Origin of the sequence: Pseudomonas sp. ChxA (assembly GCF_030263855.1) — a bacterium.
Lineage (GTDB): Bacteria > Pseudomonadota > Gammaproteobacteria > Pseudomonadales > Pseudomonadaceae > Aquipseudomonas > Aquipseudomonas fluorescens_CB.
This window is the reverse complement of sequence record NZ_JARPMK010000001.1, coordinates 1360575-1376429: the sequence shown is the minus strand read 5'-3', so window position 1 is coordinate 1376429 and position 15855 is coordinate 1360575. Positions and strand designations below refer to the sequence as shown.

At 60.2% G+C, this 15855-nt stretch carries 14 protein-coding genes; 2 read left to right on the top strand and 12 right to left on the bottom strand.

The features are described from left to right. Nucleotides 1–35 precede the first annotated feature (35 nt). Nucleotides 36–320: a DUF3509 domain-containing protein gene (locus tag P5706_RS06095; protein ID WP_200432825.1), complete on the bottom strand. Its 285-nt coding sequence runs from the start codon at nucleotides 318–320 to the stop codon at nucleotides 36–38. 206 nt (nucleotides 321–526) lie between these two features. Between P5706_RS06095 and P5706_RS06090 the strand changes: the two genes are divergently transcribed. Beyond that, nucleotides 527–1189 carry a response regulator gene (locus tag P5706_RS06090; protein ID WP_200432826.1) on the top strand — a complete coding sequence of 221 codons (663 nt, stop codon included), beginning with the start codon at nucleotides 527–529 and terminating at the stop codon, nucleotides 1187–1189. Here the strand turns inward: P5706_RS06090 and P5706_RS06085 are convergent. The 6 genes from P5706_RS06085 to xerD form a co-directional block, all read right to left on the bottom strand. Next, nucleotides 1158–2402: an EAL domain-containing response regulator gene (locus tag P5706_RS06085; RefSeq protein ID WP_200432827.1), complete on the bottom strand. Its 1245-nt coding sequence runs from the start codon at nucleotides 2400–2402 to the stop codon at nucleotides 1158–1160. The genes P5706_RS06090 and P5706_RS06085 overlap by 32 nt on opposite strands. 335 nt (nucleotides 2403–2737) lie before the next feature. Next, nucleotides 2738–6316, bottom strand: coding sequence for a transporter substrate-binding domain-containing protein (locus P5706_RS06080; RefSeq protein WP_285678770.1), 3579 nt, complete (start codon nucleotides 6314–6316; stop codon nucleotides 2738–2740). A gap of 111 nt (nucleotides 6317–6427) precedes the next feature. Next, nucleotides 6428–7837, bottom strand: coding sequence for a threonine synthase (thrC, locus tag P5706_RS06075; protein WP_200432829.1), 1410 nt, complete (start codon nucleotides 7835–7837; stop codon nucleotides 6428–6430). 66 nt (nucleotides 7838–7903) lie between these two features. After that, the gene (locus tag P5706_RS06070) at nucleotides 7904–9208 is read right to left on the bottom strand and encodes a homoserine dehydrogenase (protein WP_056858691.1); all 1305 of its coding nucleotides are present in this window, start codon (nucleotides 9206–9208) and stop codon (nucleotides 7904–7906) included. A gap of 130 nt (nucleotides 9209–9338) precedes the next feature. Beyond that, nucleotides 9339–10070 carry a thioredoxin fold domain-containing protein gene (locus P5706_RS06065; RefSeq protein WP_200432830.1) on the bottom strand — a complete coding sequence of 244 codons (732 nt, stop codon included), beginning with the start codon at nucleotides 10068–10070 and terminating at the stop codon, nucleotides 9339–9341. Nucleotides 10071–10210: 140 nt separating this feature from the next. Beyond that, nucleotides 10211–11107, bottom strand: a complete 897-nt coding sequence (xerD, locus tag P5706_RS06060; RefSeq protein WP_285678769.1) for a site-specific tyrosine recombinase XerD — start codon at nucleotides 11105–11107, stop codon at nucleotides 10211–10213. 107 nt (nucleotides 11108–11214) lie between these two features. On the opposite strand from xerD, the gene P5706_RS06055 reads away from it, so the two are divergent. Next, the gene (locus tag P5706_RS06055; protein ID WP_285678768.1) at nucleotides 11215–13023 is read left to right on the top strand and encodes a cation:proton antiporter; all 1809 of its coding nucleotides are present in this window, start codon (nucleotides 11215–11217) and stop codon (nucleotides 13021–13023) included. 1 nt (nucleotide 13024) lies between these two features. Here the strand turns inward: P5706_RS06055 and P5706_RS06050 are convergent, their stop codons facing one another. The 5 genes from P5706_RS06050 to rpsP all read right to left on the bottom strand — a co-directional run bounded on the left by P5706_RS06050 (nucleotide 13025) and on the right by rpsP (nucleotide 15465). After that, a complete protein-coding gene (locus P5706_RS06050; protein ID WP_138813976.1) occupies nucleotides 13025–13438 on the bottom strand; it encodes an acyl-CoA thioesterase in 414 nt (137 codons plus the stop codon). Between the two features lie 82 nt (nucleotides 13439–13520). Continuing rightward, entirely contained in the window at nucleotides 13521–13871 is a 351-nt protein-coding gene (gene rplS / locus P5706_RS06045; RefSeq protein WP_003175895.1) for a 50S ribosomal protein L19, read from the bottom strand. Between the two features lie 45 nt (nucleotides 13872–13916). Next, nucleotides 13917–14690: a tRNA (guanosine(37)-N1)-methyltransferase TrmD gene (gene trmD / locus P5706_RS06040; protein WP_170875847.1), complete on the bottom strand. Its 774-nt coding sequence runs from the start codon at nucleotides 14688–14690 to the stop codon at nucleotides 13917–13919. After that, complete coding sequence (rimM, locus tag P5706_RS06035; RefSeq protein WP_285678767.1) at nucleotides 14672–15208, bottom strand: ribosome maturation factor RimM; 537 nt, start codon at nucleotides 15206–15208, stop codon at nucleotides 14672–14674. Before rimM ends, trmD begins: the two co-directional genes overlap by 19 nt. A gap of 5 nt (nucleotides 15209–15213) precedes the next feature. Beyond that, nucleotides 15214–15465 (bottom strand): 30S ribosomal protein S16, encoded by a 252-nt coding sequence (gene rpsP / locus P5706_RS06030; protein ID WP_003175899.1) that lies wholly within the window; start codon nucleotides 15463–15465, stop codon nucleotides 15214–15216. Nucleotides 15466–15855 lie beyond the last annotated feature (390 nt).

Genomic DNA, 15855 nt, shown 5'->3' with positions numbered 1-15855 from the left:
CATGCAGTAGGAAGTTTCGCCAATTAAACAATTCTTCATGCGATCGCGCTGCCGCGAGTCTGTGCCGCGTTGCGCAAGGCGGCGATAACCGAGGGTTCCAGGCGCCCTTCGGCGATTTTCAGGTCGCGCAGCAGGCAATCGACCACATCCACCAGCACGCGCTTATCGGTCAATTGCGCGCGATCGACTTCCCGCTCGACGACAATAGCGCCAGCCGGGCTCTTCACGGTCACCAGGCACTCGCCCTGCACACCCGAGGTGGTCAACGTAACCTGATAAGGGCTCAGTGCTTCTTCGAGCAATAGGCTGATACTTTCCATCTCGATCACCACTCAATCATTCGAAAAGGTTCGAAAAACACAAATGTCACTAAGGTGCTGACATTCAAGTGACCCGTGCCCGCAGCAGAAAGTTCGACCTTTTGTGTGGTCGCCTGCCCGAGTCTACCGAGCATGCACGGCGAAGATGACAGAGAGAAAACAGCCACCAACAGGCTAGAATCCCTGGATTATCCTGGGAGCCTGCCTTGAAAGCCGCGTCTGAAGCACCACTGCGCATCGTCCTCGCCGACGACCACCCGATTTTTCTGATTGGCTTGCGCGCCGTGCTGGAGCGTGACGAGCGGGTGCGCATCGTCGCCGAGGCCAATTCACCCCAAGCCCTGATTGAACAGCTGCAAACCTGTGACTGTGATGTGTTGGTAACCGACTTCATGATGCCCGCCGAGCCCCAGGCCGACGGGCTGCGCCTGATAGAACAACTGCGCCGGCACCATCCCGAGCTGCCGATTGTGGTGGTGACCATGCTCAATAACGCCGGCTTGTTTCACTCCATCCTGGAACTGGGCGTCATGGGCCTGCTGAGCAAGGCCAGCTTGGCCGATGAGCTACCGCAAGCGATTGACCACGTGCGCCAACGCCGCCCTTATGTGGCCCACGCCATTCGCCAGGCACTGAGCCTGGCCGGGGAAGTCGGCGCCGACCGCCTGCAGTCCCAGCAACAACTGTCACCTCGGGAACTGGAGGTGATCCGCCTGTTGGCCGCCGGGCTGACGGTGGGCGAGATCGCCGCGCACCTGCATCGCAGCAAGCAGACGGTCAGCGCGCACAAGGTCAGCGCCATGCGCAAGCTGGGCCTGGGCAACGACGCCGCGCTGTTTATCTATGTGCAGGAACACGGGCTGGCATAGCCTGAAACGCGATCCATTGCTTGAGCGCCTCGACCTCCATCGGCCGCGCGATAAAACAGCCTTGCAGCCAGGCTGCGCCCAGTTCTCCTACGGCGTGATAATCGGCGGCGCTTTCCACCCCAGTCACCACCACGCCAATGCCCAAGTGCGCGGCCATGCTCATGGCCCCCGCCACCACAGCGGCCTTGCGATCATCCTCGGCCATGCCACTGGCAAACGCCGGGGGGATTTTCAGCTCAGTGAAGGGCAACTCCAACAGGCTCTGCAGGCTGGTGCCACCGACGCCGAAATCTCCAATGGACAACTTGCACCCCATCATCCGCAGGCGCAGCAGCCCGGTGAGGTGGGCACTGTCGGTTTTCAACCGTGAGGTCTCCACCAGCTCCAGGGTCAGCCCATGGGCCGGCACGCCATGCAGTTGCAGCAGGCCTTGGAGTACTTGGGGAAAGTGCGCACGCTCAAGCATGCGCCCAGGAATATTCACCGCCACCGGCAGCAGTTGGCCGGTCTGGCCCATAAGCTGGCCAGCCAGGCCGAGCGCCTGCTCCAGCACGTGCCAGGTAAAGGCCTCTTCCATGCCGGCAAACTCCAGCACCGGCAAAAAATCGTCAGGCAACAGCAGCTCATTGTCATTCGATTGCCAGCGGGCCAGGGCCTCGACCCGTTGCAGCGCGCCCGCCTGGCTGACGATAGGCTGATACCAGACCCTGCCACAGCGCGCGATGCTGGCCTGGCTTGTGTCCGCCGAGGGCGGCAACGGCTCGCGCTCGCTGAGGTCGAGCAGGTGACGCACCCGCGCCCATGAGGTCACCGGCGGCCCCGCTCGCAAGCGCGCCTGGCAATCCGTCAACACTTGCCCGATCAGCTTGGCCGACGCCGGCTTGGGCAAGCACGCCAACACATTCAGCCCCTGTTGCCGCGCCATATTAGCCACGCCTTCGAGCACGTCCGGTTCGGCATTGCTGAGCAGGATCAGCACCTGGGCCAGGCTGCGCTCGGCCAGTTCGCGGATCAACTCCAGGCCATCGCCCTGCTCCAGGTAGAGGTCACAGATGGCTATGTCGACCGGGCCGGCACTGTCCAGGGACTGGCGCGCGGCTTCAACCGTTTCGGCGATGAGCACGTTGAATACGCCGTTGGCATTGAGCATCTGGTGCAGTGCCATCAGTTGAAACGGGTTGTCTTCAAGGATCAGCACTTTGAGGGAACGCATGGGCAACTCTGTCGGCAGCGGGCAAAGACCGGCACAGTAACCAAAAGCTGCCGGGCGCCCCATAGGACGTGTCCTAAACGTTATGCCGTTCAAGGTCTTTGGGCTGACGCAGTCAAGTAAGGCAATTGAGAAATGGAACCGGCAAAAGGCAACCTGTGGCGAGCAGGCTTGCCCTGCGTTGGGTGGCGAAGCCGCCCCCATTCAGGCTATCCGGTGCGTCAGTCGTAGCGGGCTGGGGCTGCTGCGCAGCCCAACGCAGGGCAAGCCTGCTCGCCACAGTGAAAGGGTTCGTCCTCGAATGGAGGGGATTAGCCAAACAGCTGAAAGCCATGACCCTAAATGCGAGCGTCCAGGTAGGGTTGCAGGTCGCGACGGAACACCATCAACGCCTGGGACAGCCTTGACCACGGCGCCTCAAGTTCGCGGCCGCGCGCCTCACGTGCGCAACTTTCCAAGGCCATGCACGCCTTGGCCAGCGGCAGCGCATCCACCAGCGAGCAAATACCCTTGAGCCGATGCAACGACGCATTCAGGCGCGCCATGTCTTGCTCGCCCAAGGCCAACCCCATCACTTCATGCTCGCGGTCCAGGCTCCTGGCCAACTCTTGCAGCATGCTCTGCAGCACCGGCCCTTCAGCCTGGGTCATGGTGCGCAGGGTCTGGATATCAAAAGAGCGTGGCGCCGCCCGTTCTGCCAGCACCTGAGCCCAGCGCTGCAACGTGATCGGCTTGACCAACAGCTCATCCATGCCGGCGTCCCTACCACGCTGTTGTTCATCCTGCATGGCATTTGCGGTGCAACCGATCACTGCGCAACGCGGTAACTGCTCACTGGCTTCCATCCGTCGGATCGCCTGGCTCAGCTCATAGCCGGACATGCCCGGCATCTGGCAATCGGTGACCAGCACGTCAAAGCGTTGCTGCGACCACGCCTGCAACGCGCCTTGCGCTGAGTCGACGGCGACCACTTGATGGCCGAGGAACTCCAACTGCTGCACCAACACCAGACGGTTGGCCGCCAGGTCATCGACCACCAGCACCGACAGGCTGCCAGCGGCAGGCGGCAATGCAACACCCACAGGTGCCGGTACATCGTCAGTGCTGATCCGCGCCAGGTGCAGGTCGATGCACACCACCGTCCCTGCGCCCACGACACTGTTGAGGTGAATGCTACCGCCCATCAACTCCGCCAACTGTTGGCAGATACTCAAACCCAGGCCAGTGCCGCCATGCTCGGCTGCGGTCGAGGCGCTCATCTGCACAAACGGCTTGAACATCCTCGCTTGCTGATCCGCCCCAATCCCCGGACCGCTGTCTTCCACGCACAGATGCAGGTATTCGGCGCCAGCCTTATCGTGCCGGCAATCGACACTGATACGCACCCCGCCGTGCTGAGTAAACTTGAGCGCATTGCCCAAAAGGTTGTGCATCACTTGGCGCAAGCGCAGCGGGTCGAACCAGTAATAACCCTGGGCTGCCGGGTCAAACGCCAGGGTCAGGTGCAGACCCTTTTTTTGCGCCGTGGCTTCGAACAAGCGCTGGATACCTTCGAAAAAGCCCTTCAACTCAGTCGATTGCGGTGCCAGTTGCATATGGCCCGACTCAATCTTGGCCAGGTCCAGGCTGTCGCCCATCAACGCAATCAGTTCACGGGCCGAGCGATGGGCTACCTGCAAGGCATCGGACACCGGCTGGCCGGCTGCCAGGCAGCGTTCCTGCTCCAGTTCGAGCAAGCCGATGATGGCGTTCATCGGTGTACGAATCTCGTGGCTCAGAGTGGAGAGAAACGCACTTTTGGCGTAGTTCGCTTCGTCGGCGGCCTGACGCGCGTCCATCAATTGATGCTCCAGGACCTTGCGCTCGTTGATGTCGATCCAGCCACCCAGCAACCCCCGCAAACGGTTCTCGGCGTCATAGAACGGCACAGTCCATTGGTACACATGCACGCTGCCGCCGTTGAACTCCAGTTGCCGGTCGACAAACAACGGTTGTTGCGTGGCCAGTTGCACCATATGGCCTGCGTGCAGGCGCGCGGCGGTGAGTTCGGGCATCACCGCGCTTTCCATCAAGGTCAGGCCCTGGATCTTCTCAAGGCGAGTTGCCAACTGCTGTTCATAACTTTTGTTGCAGGTCACCAGACGCCCGGCCAGGTCGCGCACAAACAGCGGGTTGGGCATGCCGTCGAGCAAGGCACGCTTGAAAGCCAACTGGTCGTTGAGCCGACGTTCAGCCTCCAGCCGCTGGCGGATCTGGCGCTTGAGCCGGCTGTTCCACACCAGCGACACCAGCACAAACAGGATCGCCATGGCCACCGTCCAGTAAGCCCAGGCGGGGACACGCTGCCAAGCCGGTACGGGAATCGCCACCGCGCCGATCCAGCGCAGGCGCAAGGCGCTCAACTCGGCGACCGGCAAGGCTTCCAGCGCCTTGTTCAGAATGCTCAGCAGTTCAGGCTGGTCTTTGCGCACCGACAGGCTATTGGCCGACCACTTGCCATCGACGCTGCGGCCAATGCGCAGGCCATCCTGTGGGTAACTCTGCACTTCCACTTCGGTCTGCAGCGTGGCGGCCGCTTCGCCGCGTCTTACTCTGTCACGGGCCTGGGTGTAATCAGTGACCAACCGCAGGTTGATCTGCGGGTACGCCTGGCGAATGTAGGGTTCCAACACATGCCGCGCCGGCAGCACCAGCACCTTGCCGGCCAATTGATCCAGGCCGCTCAGCGGCGGCGCATCGGCAGGCTCGACAAACACCCAGCCAGAGCCACCGAAGCTGTGGCTGAAGTTGAGCAGCGCCTGGCGCTCCTGATTCTCGGCCAAGGTGGTGTTCATGTCCGCCCTGCCCGTTTCCAGCCAGCTCAGGGTTTGCGCAGTGGAATGCGCCTCCTCGAAGACAAACTGCAAACCGGTCATGCGCGAAATCCGGTTGAGCAGGTCAACGTTCAAGCCCACCCAACGGTCGTCCTTGTCCCTGAACACGTAAGGCGACATTTGCTGGGCCGCCACCACCACATGCGGGTGTTGCAACACCCACGCCCGCTCCGAGGCCGACAGCGCAATGCGCTCAACGCCAAAACCGACTCCCAACCCGGTGGTCCAGCGCGCGAGAATTTCGCGCTGCACCGACTCATCGATGCTCGCCAGCGCGCTGTCCAGCAGGGTGCCAAGCAAGGGGTCGGCCTGGCGGGTGGCAAACGCGAAGCCGATCGGGGGCAAGCGGCTTTCTTCTTTAATCTGCAAGCCCAGGTAAGGCCGCAGCGACTTGTAGGCGCGCACGATGACTTCGTTGCCGATAAACGCATCGGCGTCGCCCTGCTTGAGCGCCTCCAGCCCGCTGTAAAGGTTGGGCGCAAGCATGATGTGGCTGCCTGGGTAAGCGGCATGCACGTTCTTGACGCTGGCATAGCCGTCGAGCAACACCAGCTTCTTGCCGGTCAGGTCGTCGCCCTGGCTATCGTCGCGACGCTGTACTACAACCGAACGGTCGGGCATGTAGTCGCGGGTAAACTGCAAACCGGGTACATCGCGCTCATAGCCATTGGCGCTGGTGAGAATGTCGATAGCGCCGCTGCGTAATGCTTCGACTGCCTGGGCGCGCTCGGCAAAACCCAGCACCTGCATCGACACACCCAGGCGCGCACCGACCAGGCTCAGGTAATCGGCACTGATGCCCTGGTAGCGATTGCGGTCGCGGGTGATATCAATCGGCTGATAGTCATCAATGGAAATCCCCACCTTCAAGGTCCGATGGGCTGCCAGCCACTGCTGCTGCGCCGGCGCCAGCGGCAACGGCTCCAGCGGGATAAACGCCGGTACCAGTTTGAAAGGCAAGCTGACGGCGGCCAGGCCCATTGGCACTTGGCCAAGCAAGAGCACACATGCCAAACGCACCATCCATTGGATTACTGCATGCACCGATTGGGTTTCCTTGAGTGTGCGGATCCAGCGCCTGCGCAAGTATGGCTCGCCGGAATGAAAAAGCCCGTCACGAAGACGGGCTTTTTCTGCCACGCAGCTATTGATGAATCAGAGTGGCTTGCCGCGATTGCCATGCTGGCTGACAAACGCCTGCACGGTTTTCAGGTCATTGGCCAGCACGGTGCAGCGCTCTTCGCGCTCGAACAGGTCAGCCAAGTGCTGCGGTAATTCCAGTGCCTTGCCAACGCCGGCCTTCTCCACCGCTTCCGGGAATTTGACCGGGTGGGCGGTGCCCAGAATCACCATCGGGATGTCCAGGCTGCGACGGCATTCGCGTGCGGCCTTCACACCGATGGCGGTGTGCGGGTCGAGCAGTTCGCCGGTCTGCGCATAGACTTCGGCGATGGTTTCGCAGGTTTGCGCATCGTCCACAGCCAGGGAGTCGAACAACTTGCGGGTTTCGGTCCAGCGCTCTTCATCAACGCTGAAACCACCGCCGCTCTTGAAGGTGTCCATCAAACCGGCAATGGCTGCGCCGTTGCGACCGTGCATGTCGAACAACAGGCGTTCGAAGTTCGACGAGACCATGATGTCCATCGACGGCGACAGCGTGGCGTGCAGGGTTTCCTTGACGTACTGGTTGCCGCTCATGAAGCGGTGCAGGATGTCGTTGCGGTTGGTGGCGACGATCAACTGGTTGATCGGCAGGCCCATGTTGCGCGCCAGGTAACCGGCGAAGATGTCACCAAAGTTGCCGGTCGGCACCGAGAACGACACCGAACGCGCCGGGCCGCCCAACTGCAGGGAAGCGTGGAAGTAGTAGACGATCTGGGCCATGATCCGCGCCCAGTTGATCGAGTTCACCGCCACCAGACGCGTACCTTTGAGGAAGCTCTGGTCAGCGAAGCTGTTCTTGACCATTTCCTGGCAGTCATCGAAGTTGCCTTCGATGGCGATGTTGTGGATGTTCTCACCGAAAATGGTGGTCATCTGGCGACGCTGCACCTCCGACACGCGCTTGTGCGGGTGCAAGATGAAGATGTCGACGTTTTCGCAGTGCTTGCAACCTTCGATGGCCGCCGAGCCGGTATCGCCGGAGGTAGCACCGATGATGACTACGCGCTCACCGCGTTTTTGCAGCACGTAATCGAGCAGGCGACCGAGCAGTTGCAGGGCGAAGTCCTTGAACGCCAGGGTCGGGCCGTGGAACAACTCCAATACCCATTCGTTGCCATTCAACTGACGCAGTGGTGCGATGGCGCTGTGGGAAAACACGCCATACGTTTCTTCCAGAATCTTTTTGAAATCCGCATCGGGGATGCTGCCGGTAACAAACGGGCGCATCACCCGGAACGCCAGTTCGTGGTACGGCAGGCCGGCCCACGAGGCGATCTCTTCCTGAGTGAAACGTGGCAGGTTTTCCGGCACGTACAGGCCGCCGTCAGTGGCAAGGCCGGCGAGCAAAACGTCTTCGAAGTTCAGGGCCGGTGCCTGGCCGCGGGTGCTGATATAACGCATGACTGGCTCCTCTAGAGCATTCTGAACAAGGGCCGCCGAACGTGTGGGGCCCTTGCCGCTAAACGATTAGTTCAGGTGTTCAACACGGATGCGCACCACCGGCCCAACCACGCCCTGCAACGCTTCAAGCGCGGCAATGGCATCGTTGATGTGCTGCTCGAGCACACGGTGGGTCAGCAGGATCATCGGCACCAGGCCGTCTTGTTCCTCGACTTCCTTCTGCATGATCGACTCGATGTTGATGCCGCGCTCCGAGAGGATGCTGGCCACCTGGGCCAACACGCCTGGATGGTCCTTGGCCTGGATACGCAGGTAGTAAGCGCTTTCGCAGGCTTCGATCGGCAGGATCGGGTGCGCCGACAGCGAATCCGGTTGGAAGGCCAGGTGCGGTACGCGGTTTTCCGGGTCGCTGGTCATGGCGCGAACCACGTCCACCAGGTCGGCAATCACCGACGAAGCAGTCGGCTCCATGCCGGCGCCGGCGCCGTAGAACAGGGTGGAGCCGGCGGCGTCACCGTTGACCATCACGGCGTTCATCACGCCATTGACGTTGGCGATCAGGCGGTCCGCCGGGATCAGCGTCGGGTGTACACGCAACTCGATACCCGCCGGGGTGCTGCGCGCCACACCAAGGTGCTTGATGCGGTAGCCCAGGGCTTCGGCGTAGTTCACGTCGGCAGTGGTCAGCTTAGTGATGCCTTCGGTGTAGGCCTTGTCGAACTGCAGCGGGATACCAAAAGCGATGGACGCCAAAATGGTCAGCTTGTGCGCCGCGTCGATGCCTTCTACGTCGAAGGTCGGGTCGGCTTCGGCGTAACCCAAGGCTTGGGCTTCGGCCAGCACGTCTTCGAAGGTGCGGCCCTTCTCGCGCATTTCGGTGAGGATGAAGTTGCCGGTGCCGTTGATGATGCCGGCCACCCAGTTGATACGGTTGGCGGACAGGCCTTCACGGATCGCCTTGATCACCGGAATGCCACCGGCCACGGCGGCTTCGAACGCGACGATCACGCCCTTTTCACGCGCCTTGGCGAAGATCTCGTTGCCGTGTACGGCGATCAGCGCCTTGTTGGCGGTGACCACGTGCTTGCCATTCTCGATGGCCAGCAGCACCAGGTCGCGGGCTACGGTATAGCCGCCGACCAGCTCGATGACGATATCAATTTCAGGGTTGGTGGCGACGGCGAAGACATCGTTGGTAATCGCAATACCGGTCGTTTGGAACTGAGGCTTTGGCGTACGCGTGGCAATTTGCGCCACTTCAATCCCACGCCCTGCACGGCGGGAAATTTCTTCAGCATTACGCTGAAGTACGTTGAAGGTGCCGCCACCGACGGTCCCTAACCCACAGATGCCTACTTTGACCGGTTTCACTGAAGAACTCCCCATGAAACGGCCGACGCTAGGTCGGCCGTGGAAAACAGCCGCACAACTGCGGCTTTCAATTTGATGGCCCGTCGATCGGTCGGCGGGCCATGATCGTCAAAGGTTCGACGATGCTGGTTTACTTGGCACTGAGCGCCAGTTTGGCAACTTGTGGCGCCGGCTGGTAGCCCGGAATCACTTGGCCGTCAGCCAAAACGATGGCCGGTGTACCGTTCACGCCAATCGACTGGCCGAGGGCGAACTGCTTGGAAACCGGGTTGGCACATTTGGCCGCCTTGATTTCCTTGCCATCGACCATTTTGTCCATGGCCGCTTTCTTGTCGGCCGAACACCATACGGCTTGCAGTTGCTCGTCACCTGGCGAACCCAGGCCCTGGCGCGGGAACGCGACGTAGCGCACTTCGATACCGGCCTTGTTCAGCGCAGGCACTTCGGCGTGCAGCTTATGGCAGTACGGGCACGTGGTGTCGGTGAACACGGTGATATGGGTCTTGGTCTCGCCAATGGCGGGGTAAACCACGGTTTCAGCCACCGGAATGCCGTTGATCAGCTTGGACACGCCCAGGCGCTCGGCTTTTTCGGTCAGGTTGACCGGCTTGCCGTCTTTAAGCTGGAACAGGTAGCCCTGCACGATGTACTGGCCATCGGCACTGGCGTACAGCACACGGCTGCCCTTGAGCTTGACTTCATATAGGCCGGCCATAGGGCTGGCGCTGATGCTTTCGATCGGGGTGTCGAGCTTCAGGTCCGCCAAACTCTTGCGAATGGTTTGTTCGGCGGCGTCATCGGCGACAACAAAGGTGGAAACCAACGCAATCGCTGCGGCGGCAATAATCTGGGTCAAGCGCATGGGAACTCCTGAAGGCAGATGCAGGGACGGCTGTGGAACACCGCTTGGAAACGCGGGCAGTGGCCGTCCCCTTTGCTAACCGGCAAAGCCTACCACAGTTGGGCGCCAGGGCAGCCCGTGGCGGCACAAATTGGCGGCTTTCAACCGCGTGGGTGGTGCTTGGCGTGCATCTCCTGCAAGCGTGCGCGCGCCACGTGGGTATAGATCTGAGTGGTGGATAAGTCGCTGTGCCCCAGCAGCATTTGCACCACGCGCAAATCCGCGCCGTGGTTGAGCAAATGCGTGGCGAACGCATGGCGCAAGGTATGCGGCGACAACGCCTTGCCGATCCCGGCGACCTTGGCCTGGTGCTTGATACGGTGCCAGAAGGTCTGGCGGGTCATCTGCTCGCCGCGCAGGCTGGGGAACAGCACATCGCTGGGCCGCCCGCCGAGCAGCTCATTGCGGGCGTCACGCATATAGCGCTCCACCCACACAATCGCCTCCTCGCCCATCGGCACCAGCCGCTCCTTGCTGCCTTTGCCCATCACGCGCAGCACGCCCTGGCGCAGGTTGACTTGCTCCAGGGTCAGGCTGATCAGCTCGGTCACGCGCAGGCCGCAGGCATACAAAACCTCAAGCATGGCGCGGTCGCGCTGGCCGATGGCTTCGCTCAGATCGGGGGCGGCGAGCAAGGCATCTACGTCAGCTTCCGACAAGGATTTAGGCAATGGCCTACCGAGCTGGGGCATATCGATTTGTAGGGTCGGGTCGACGGCTATCAGCTTTTCCCGCAGCAAATAGCGATAAAACCCACGCACGCCCGAGAGAAATCGCGCCGTGGAACGCGGCTTGTAGTTCTGCTCCAGGCGCCAGGCCAGGTGATCGAGGATCAACTCACGGCCGGCATTGATCAGTTCAAGGTTTTTGTCCTGCAACCAGCCGTTGAACAAAGCCAAGTCACTGCGATAGGCCTGGCGGGTGTTATCCGACAGGCCTTTTTCCAGCCACAGGGCGTCGAGGAAGCGGTCGATCAGGGTGTGGTCAATGGCGGGCATGGGCACTCAAGCAGCGCAGCACAGGGCTTCGCGCAAATTATTTAGTGAACTGTGACAACGACCACTAGTCTTTCATAGCCCGCTATTTCACGGAACAGGAAGCTTCAATGAGCGAACAACAGATTCTGCTGGCATTTGGTGGCATTGGCGTGGCCGCGTTGGCCTGCCAATGGCTGGCATGGCGCCTGAAACTTCCCGCCATTCTGTTTCTGTTGGTCAGCGGCATCCTGGCGGGGCCGGTGCTGGGCTGGCTGAATCCTCAGGAAATGTTCGGTCCGCTGCTGATGCCGTTGGTATCCCTGGCCGTGGCACTGATTCTGTTTGAAGGCAGCCTCACGCTGCACCTTTCGGAATGGAAGGAGATCGGCAGCGTCGTGCATCGCCTGGTCACGGTCGGCGCCCTGTCGACATGGGCCGTCATTACCCTGGCTACCCACTGGCTGCTGGGTTTTGACTGGATGCTCGCCCTGCTTTTCGGCACTTTGACACTGGTGACCGGGCCTACCGTGATTGTGCCCATGTTACGTGTCGTGCGGCCAAAAGCCTCGATCGCCAATATCTTACGCTGGGAAGGCATTGTCATTGACCCGATTGGTGCGCTGCTCGCCGTGGTGGTCTACAGCTTTATCATCGCTCGCGCGTCAGGCGACGGCTTGAGTCACAGCCTGCTGACCTTTGGCGGCGTGATCCTGTGCGGCAGCCTGTTCGGAGTCGCCGGTGGTTGGGTGTTGGGGCAGATCATGCGCCGGCAATGGCTGCCGGAATACCTGCATAACCTGGCGACGCTGGCGGGCGTCCTGGGAATCTTCATCGCCTCCAACGAGGTGATGCATGAGTCCGGCCTGTTGGCCGTGACGCTGATGGGCATGTGGATGGCCAATATGAAGGGCGTTGACGTACGCCACATCCTGCACTTCAAGGAAAACCTCAGCGTCCTGCTGATTTCCGGGTTATTCATTCTGCTGGCCGCGCGCCTGGACCTGAACGCCCTGATTGCCTTGGGGCCGTTCGTATTGATCCTGCTACTGATCATTCAATTTATTGCGCGACCTTTGAACGTCGCGCTTTCGACCTTTGGTTCCGGCCTGAACTGGCGTGAACGTGCCCTGCTGTCTTGGATTGCACCTCGCGGGATCGTGGCCGCAGCCGTGTCGGCGATTTTCGCCATTCGCCTGGATGAGGCCGGTCATGAAGGCGCGCTGTTACTGGTGCCGCTGACATTTGCCGTGATTATCGGCACCGTTGTCCTGCAAAGCGCCACTGCGCGCCCGCTGGCACGCCTGCTGAAAGTCGCCGAGCCTGCGCCCAGCGGCTTCCTGATCGTCGGCGCGAACGGCCCGGCGCGCATCCTGGGCAAAGCCTTGCAACAACTGGGCAGTCGAGTGCTGCTGACCGACTCCAGCTGGGAAAACATCCGCGCCAGCCGAATGGAAGGGCTGCCCACCTACTTCGGCAACCCGGCATCACAGCATGCCGAATCGCATCTGGATCTGGTCGGCCTTGGGCATTTGCTGGCGCTCTCACCTTCAGGCGAGCTGAACACCCTGGCCGCCATGCGCTTTCGCCATGACTTTGGGCACCGTCTGTTCGCCCTGGCCAGCAGCCAGGAAAGCCGTCGCACCGATAAACACCGGGCCAGCCACGAGCACCGTGGCCATTTGCTGGGCAGCCAACCCTTGAGTTACACCAAACTCGCGAGCCTGCTGGGCCAAGGTGCAGAGCTGTATAGCACTAACCTGACCGAAGGCTTCAGTTGGGAACAGTACCAGGCGCTGCATGGTGACCGCGCGACCCTGCTGTTTGCCCGCGATACCGGCGGCTGGGTACACGTGGTGACCCCGGACAGCAGCTTGAAGCCCTTAGCGGGCTGGACCTTGCTGGCCGTGATTCAACCAGAAAACAACGCAGCCGAATAATTCAGTCGGCATAACCCGGTAATACCGGCACCGGGCGTTTGTCAGCATCAATCGCCACAAAGCTGAACACGCCCTGGATCGCCTTTTCACGACCATCGGCACTCATGCTCTCGACGAATACTTCAACCTCGACCTTGAGGCTGGTATTACCCACTTTGATTACGCGGCCGATCAGCTCGACGATGGAGCCGGCCGGGATCGCGTGGTTGAAGTCGATACGGTCGGTGGACACGGTCACCAGTGGCAAGCGGCAAAAGCGTGTGGCGGTGATGAACGACACCTCATCCATCCACGCCAGCGCGGTGCCACCGAACAGGGTGTTGTGGTGGTTGGTGGTCGGCGGGAACACGGCTTTGGTCACGTGGGTGACGGACAGGTCGGTGCGGCGCTGGATTTCTTCGAGGCGTGTGGTCATGGACAAATACCGGCAAATAGACAAATTTCAGGCACAAAAAAGCAGCCCGTAGGCTGCTTTTTTCTGCATCGGGAAGCTGGACTTAAGCCAGTTTTTCCTTGATGCGAGCTGCTTTACCGGACAGGTCACGCAGGTAGTACAGCTTGGCTTTACGTACGTCACCGCGACGCTTAACGGCCATGCTGTCGATTTGCGGGCTGTAGGTCTGGAAAGTACGCTCTACGCCAACACCGTTGGAGATTTTACGAACAGTGAAAGCACTGTTCACACCACGGTTACGCTTGGCGATTACCACGCCTTCGAACGCTTGCAGACGCGAACGGTCGCCTTCCTTCACTTTCACCTGAACGACAATAGTGTCGCCCGGGGCAAAGGTAGGGATCTCTTTGGTCATCTGCTCTGCTTCGAGTGCAAGGATGATTTTGTTAGTCATGCTGTGCTCCTAAGGTAAGTCAATGGACCTACCATCGATACGTTGTTAACTATCGTCCCGCGCGAGGATGTATTCCTCGAGCAGCTTCTTCTCTTCTCCAGAAAGCGAGCGGCTTTCCAGAAGATCGGCGCGTCGTTCATAGGTCCGACCAAGGGACTGCTGTAAACGCCAACGCCGGATGTGTGCGTGATTGCCACTTAGCAATACGTCGGGAACACGCTGATCCGCATACACCTCCGGTCGGGTGTAGTGCGGGCAATCCAGCAAACCATCCGTGAAGGAATCTTCCTCCGCGGAGTCCGCATGCCCTAAAGCTCCAGGCAGCAGTCGTGTAACCGCATCTATCAGGACCATCGCCGGCAGCTCGCCGCCAGACAGGACATAGTCCCCAATCGACCACTCTTCATCGACATGCGCTTCAATAAAACGCTCGTCAATGCCTTCATAGCGACCGGCAATCAGGATTAAGGCCTCCTCATTCGCCAGTTCGCGCACGCCAGCCTGTTTCAGCTGACGGCCTTGAGGGGACAGGTAAATTACCTTCGCCTTCTCCCCGGCTGCTGCCTTGGCCTCGACCAACGCATCTTCCAGGGGCTTGATCTTCATCACCATGCCCGGGCCACCGCCAAATGGGCGATCGTCCACAGTGTGATGTCGATCCGTCGTGTAGTCTCGCGGGTTCCAACAGGTAAGCTGCAACAGCCCCTGTTTCACCGCCCGACTGGTGATGCCGTACTCGCTGATGGCGGAGAACATCTCGGGAAACAAACTGATCACTTCAATGCGCAAATTAGCCACGCTTAGAAGTCCGCGTCCCATTCCACCTTCATCTCGCCCGCGGCCAGGTCGACGGCCAACACGCATTGCTCGATATACGGCAACAGGCGTTCACGATCATCCAGGCTGCCAGCGCAAGGCTTGACCACCATTACATCATTGGCGCCGGTTTCCAGAAGATGATCGATTTTCCCGAGCAATTGCCCCAGTTGATCAATAACCTTCAGACCTTCCAGCTGGTACCAGTAGTACTCGCCGTCGGTCAATTCAGGGAACAGGTTGCGCGGCACGCAGATCTCATAACCGGCCAGAAGACGAGCTTCTTCACGATCATCAAGACCCTTGAGCTTTGCGACCAGGAACTTATCGCTCCCGCGTCCACTGACCAGCTCGACCTGTTTCACACTACCTTCGCGCTTGAGCGTCCAGGTTTTGTACTGCAACAGGTTTTCAGTCGGATCAGTAAAGGAATACACCTTCACTTCGCCGCGAACGCCATGAACAGAGTAAATCTTGCCGATAACGATCAAATCATCAGCAACAGCTGGCGTCGCGTTCATATTGCTCAGGCTGCGGCCTTAGCCGAGTCCTTCAACAGTTTTGCAACGCGCTCGGATGGCTGTGCACCAACGCTCAGCCAGTAGGCTACGCGCTCTTGGTTCACGGACAGACGAACTTCTTGACCACGAGCAACAGGGTTGAAGAAACCAACCTGTTCCTTGTGCGAACCGTCGCGCGGGTTGCGGCTGTCGGTTACGGTCAAGTGGTAAAACGGGCGCTTTTTGGAGCCGCCAAGGGCAAGACGGATTGTTAGCATGTGAACATCGTTCCTGTAGTCGGTGCTGCAAATCTAAATGCACAGCGGGCATAGGTGCCCGAAAGGCCGCATATTCTAAGGAATATCCGGACTTTTGCAAATGTCTTTTTCTGGCGCCTATCAGCGTGCCACTCAGATCTGCTATAGAGCCGTCGGTTAAAACGGCGAGTCAGCTCCCGCTAACCGCGGGTTTGCTGGAGATCCCACGTCCTTGTGGGTCGGAGCGCAAGCAAGCTTGCGCTCGAATTCTTGTGGCCTGTTTCGTGGATAGCGCTCGATTTTGGCGAGTGGCTGTTGTTCTCAGGCAAGGCGCCGCGACGACTCATAGCTAGCTATGGGGAGGAGCGGCAACGCAGCATGAGGACAACAGACGCCGCCATAATTGAGCAG

Coding starts and splice junctions, on each gene's coding strand:
- P5706_RS06055 (WP_285678768.1), top strand. CDS start 11,215: ATGAGCGAACAACAGATTCTGCTGGCATTTGGTGGCATTGGCGTGGCC.
- thrC (WP_200432829.1), bottom strand. CDS start 7,837: ATGCGTTATATCAGCACCCGCGGCCAGGCACCGGCCCTGAACTTCGAA.
- P5706_RS06095 (WP_200432825.1), bottom strand. CDS start 320: ATGGAAAGTATCAGCCTATTGCTCGAAGAAGCACTGAGCCCTTATCAG.
- xerD (WP_285678769.1), bottom strand. CDS start 11,107: ATGCCCGCCATTGACCACACCCTGATCGACCGCTTCCTCGACGCCCTG.
- rimM (WP_285678767.1), bottom strand. CDS start 15,208: ATGAACGCGACGCCAGCTGTTGCTGATGATTTGATCGTTATCGGCAAG.
- rplS (WP_003175895.1), bottom strand. CDS start 13,871: ATGACTAACAAAATCATCCTTGCACTCGAAGCAGAGCAGATGACCAAA.
- P5706_RS06050 (WP_138813976.1), bottom strand. CDS start 13,438: ATGACCACACGCCTCGAAGAAATCCAGCGCCGCACCGACCTGTCCGTC.
- P5706_RS06065 (WP_200432830.1), bottom strand. CDS start 10,070: ATGCGCTTGACCCAGATTATTGCCGCCGCAGCGATTGCGTTGGTTTCC.
- P5706_RS06085 (WP_200432827.1), bottom strand. CDS start 2,402: ATGCGTTCCCTCAAAGTGCTGATCCTTGAAGACAACCCGTTTCAACTG.
- trmD (WP_170875847.1), bottom strand. CDS start 14,690: ATGGGACGCGGACTTCTAAGCGTGGCTAATTTGCGCATTGAAGTGATC.
- rpsP (WP_003175899.1), bottom strand. CDS start 15,465: ATGCTAACAATCCGTCTTGCCCTTGGCGGCTCCAAAAAGCGCCCGTTT.